Source organism: Actinosynnema sp. (genome assembly GCF_052038725.1).
In genome coordinates, this window is record NZ_JBQGCX010000597.1 from 1 (window position 1) to 3,208 (window position 3,208).

At 74.9% G+C, this 3,208-nt stretch carries 2 protein-coding genes; one reads left to right on the forward strand and one right to left on the reverse strand.

Features of this window, described 5'->3' with window-relative positions:
* A partial coding sequence (locus tag ACTUAL_RS12510) for a phospholipase D family protein (protein ID WP_440900350.1) occupies window positions 1-1,083 on the forward strand: 1,083 nt, incomplete at its 5' end.
* Between the two features lie 19 nt (window positions 1,084-1,102).
* On the opposite strand, the gene ACTUAL_RS12515 is transcribed toward ACTUAL_RS12510, so the two are convergent.
* The gene (locus ACTUAL_RS12515) at window positions 1,103-3,148 is read right to left on the reverse strand and encodes an ATP-dependent DNA helicase (protein WP_440900351.1); all 2,046 of its coding nucleotides are present in this window, start codon (window positions 3,146-3,148) and stop codon (window positions 1,103-1,105) included.
* Window positions 3,149-3,208 lie beyond the last annotated feature (60 nt).

Consider the following 3,208-nt stretch of genomic DNA (forward strand, 5'->3'; position numbering starts at 1 on the left):
CGGGTCGACGTGCGGATGCTCGTGTGGGGCGGGCCGCCCGTGCCGCTGTTCGAGCCGACCCGCGAGCGCGCCCGGCGGTCCACCGCCGAGTTCGAGCGGGACAGCCGGGTGCGCTGCCTGCTCGACACCCGCGAGCGCACCCTGCACTGCCACCACGAGAAGATCGTGGTCGTGGACGACGAGGTCGCCTTCGTCGGCGGCCTGGACTTCACCGCGCTCGACGGCGACCGGCACGACACCACCGACCACCCGCCGCGCGAGCCCGTGGGGTGGCACGACCTCGCCGCCCGGATCGAGGGGCCCGCCGTCGCCGACGTCGCCGAGCACTTCCGGCAGCGCTGGCAGGAGATCGCGCGCGAGGAGCTGCCCGAACCGCGGGTGCCCGAGGCCAAGGGCCGGTCCAGCGTGCAGATCGCGCGCACCGTGCCCGAGCGCACCTACGACTTCGCCCCGCGCGGCGACTTCAGCCTCGCCGACGCCTACCTGCGCGGCCTGCGCTCCGCCGAGCGGCTCGTCTACCTGGAGAACCAGTTCCTCTGGTCGCCCGAGGTCGTCGAGATCCTCATCGACAAGCTCCGCACCCCGCCGGACCCGCGCTTCCGCGTCGTGCTCGTGCTGCCCCGCAAGCCCAGCAACGGCGCCGACACCACGCGCGGCCAGCTCGGCAGGCTCCTGGACGCCGACGACGGCAACGGCCGCCTGGTCGCGGCCACCCTCGCCGCCCACGACGGCAGCCCGGTCTACGTGCACGCCAAGCTGGCGATCGTGGACGACCGCTGGCTCACCCTCGGCTCGGCCAACCTCAACGAGCACTCGCTGTTCAACGACACCGAGGTCAACCTCGTCACCGACGACCCGGAGCTGGCCCGCGACACCCGGCTGCGGCTGTGGGGCGAGCACCTCGGGCTGGGCAAGTCCGAAGTGGACGGACCGCCCGAGGAGGTCGTGGACCGGCTCTGGCGCGCCGCGCTCGACCCCGGCGCCGGCCGCGCGGGCGACCACCGGGCGGTGCGCCTGCCCGGTGTGTCCCGCCGCTCCGAACGGCTCCAGGGACCGCTGCGCGGACTGCTCGTCGACGGCTGAGCGGGGGAGGGGCGGGGCCCTACTTGTTCGCCGCGTCCAGCCGCTTCAGCGCCGCCTTGACCACCTCGGTGTCGTACGTGGTCCAGAACGGCGGCAGCGACGCGCGCAGGAAACCGCCGTAGCGCGCCGTCGCCAGCCTCGGGTCCAGCACCGCCACCACGCCCTTGTCGTTCATCGACCGCAGCAACCGCCCCGCGCCCTGCGCCAGCAGCAGCGCCGCGAGCGTGGACGTCTCGGTCAGGACCCCGTTGCCGCGCCTGGAGGCCACGGCCTTCTGCCGCGCCGACGCCAGCGGGTCGTCGGGCCTGGGGAACGGGATGCGGTCCATCACCACCAGTTGCAGCGAGGGACCGGGCACGTCCACGCCCTGCCACAGCGACAGCGTGCCGAACAGGCACGTCCGCGCGTCCTCGGCGAACCGCTTCACCAGCTGCCCGGTCTGGTCGTCGCCCTGGCACAGCACCGGGAAGTCCACCCGCCCGCGCAGCGCCTCGGTCGCCGCCTTCGCCGCGCGCATCGAGGAGAACAGCCCCAGCGCGCGCCCACCCGCCGCGTTCACCAGGCCCTCCAGCTCGTCCAGGTACGCGGGCGGCAGGCCGTCGCGACCGGGCGGGGGCAGGTGCCGCGCCACGTACAGGATGCCGCTGCTGCCGTGCTCGAACGGCGAGCCCACGTCCAGCCCGGTCCACTTCACCGCGCCCAGGTCCGACGGCGGCTCCTTGTCCGTCGCGGTCCCCGCCGCCTTCCCGCCGCCCTCGGCCTTCCGCGCGCCCGACGCGGCGGGCAGCCCCCACTGCCTGGCCAGCGTGTCGAACGTGCCGCCCAGGGTGAGCGTCGCCGACGTCAGCACCGTGGTGCGCTTGCCGAACAGCCGCTCCCGCAGCAGGCCGCCGACGCCCAGCGGCGCGACCCGCAGCACCGGCGCGCGGTTCCCGCCGAAGTCGCCGGACACCCACACCACGTCGTGCTCGTCGTCGAACGCCCCCAGCACCCGCACCGCGCAGTCGTGGATGTCGTCCAGCAGCGACAGCGCCAGCTTCCGCGCCGTCGAGCCCTCCACGTCCTCCTTGCGCTCGGGCCCGAGCGAGGTGATGCACACCCGCGCCGCGTCCCGCACCGCCGCCACCGTCGTGGCCAGCGCCTTCGGCAGCGACTCCAACCGGCCCGCGGGCGCGTCCTCCAGCAGCATCCCGAGCCCGTCACCGGCCTCGGCGAGCCGGTCCGCGACGGCCTGGTCGACGAGCTTGCCGCACCGCCGGGCCGCCGTCGTGATCGCCGCCGAGCCCAGCTCCTCGGTCGCCACGGAGGTGACCCGGTCGACCAGGTCGTGCGCCTCGTCGATCACGACCACGTCGTGGTCGGGCAGCACCTGGTAGCCCTCCAGGGCGTCGATGGCGAGCATGGCGTGGTTGGTGACCACGACGTCCGCCCGCCCCGCCTCGGCGCGGGCCTTCTCGGCGAAGCAGTCGGCGCCGATGGGGCACTTGCTCACGCCCAGGCACTCGCGCGCGGTGACCGACACCTGCTTCCACGCCTGGTCGGGCACGCCCGGCACCAGCTCGTCCCGGTCGCCGGTCTCGGTGTCGGAGGACCACTCGTGCAGCCGCTTCACCTCGCGGCCGAGCTTGGACACCGCGAACGGGTCGAACAGGCCCGCTTCCTCCGGCTCGTCCGGGGCCCCGCTGTGCAGGCGGTGCATGCACAGGTAGTTGCGCCTGCCCTTGAGGATCGCGAAGCGCGGCTCCCGGCCCAGCTCCTTGCGCAGGGCCTTCGCCAGGCGCGGCAGGTCCCGGTCGACGAGCTGGCGCTGCAGGGCGATCGTCGCCGTCGAGATGACGACGGTGCTCTCCTCGGCGACGGCGTGCCGCAGCGCGGGGACCAGGTAGGCCAGCGACTTGCCGGTGCCGGTGCCCGCCTGGACGGCGAGGTGCTCGCCGGTGCGGATGGAGCGCTCGACGGCGAGCGCCATGTCCACCTGCCCCTCGCGCTCGGCTCCGCCCACGGCCTTCACGGCGGTGGCCAGGAGCGCGCGGGTGTCGGGGACGGTGGTGATGGCGGGGGGCACGGCGAAGACCGTACCGGGCGGCGCCGCCGGTCCGGGGCTGTCCGGGGTGGTCCGCCGGGG